At 79.1% G+C, this 647-nt stretch carries 1 pseudogene; it reads right to left on the bottom strand.

The features are described from left to right. A pseudogene (locus tag BGM09_RS24835) lies at positions 1–647 on the bottom strand (hypothetical protein); the annotation flags it as partial.

The raw sequence follows: 647 nt of genomic DNA, 5'->3' as shown, positions 1-647 counted from the left end.
TCGCGAGCATGGTCGCCGCGTAGTGCGGGTCGTTGCCGCCGGGGTGACCGGGGCCGGGCGGCGGCGGTCCCTGCGGGTTCTGCGGGTTCTGGCCACCCGGCGGATTCTGCGGTACGAGCTGCGTCGGCAGGTAACCGCCCGCCGGAGCGACGGCTCCCGGCGGGGGCGGCGGCGCGTCCGGGCTGCGGACCGGACCGCCCGAGGGCGGCGGCACATTGCCGCGGGCGGCCTTCGCCGTCTCCAGGTCGGCGATGTCGGCGGCGCCACGACCGGCGCCACGACCGGGGCCACCGGGCGGGGGTACGGATCCGGCGCCGAGGCCGCCGGGCGGCGGCAGCGACACCGCCGGGCCGCCGGGCGGCGGGAATTGCGAACCCCCCACGGTGTGCGGCACGCCGGGCCTGGCGGGCGGCACGGGGGCCTGCGGCTCCACGGGCGGGGCGATCCGGGTCTTGGGCAATCCGCTGCCGCTCGGCAGCAGCTCGGTGCGCGCCTGCTCGGCCTCGGGGTCCTGCGCGAGGTCCACCTGGTCGGAGCCGCTGATCGGCGGCGCGAAGACGGTCGCGGGCACCGGGACCGACTGGCCCTCGCCGCTGTCGCTGGTCGTCTTGCCCGCCCAACTGCCGCCGGGCACGGCCGGTTCCACG

Origin of the sequence: Streptomyces sp. CBMA29 (assembly GCF_014596445.1) — a bacterium.
In the GTDB taxonomy this organism is placed as follows: domain Bacteria; phylum Actinomycetota; class Actinomycetes; order Streptomycetales; family Streptomycetaceae; genus Actinacidiphila.
Note: the sequence above shows the minus strand (reverse complement) of the source record. Positions and strands in the feature narration are given on the sequence as shown.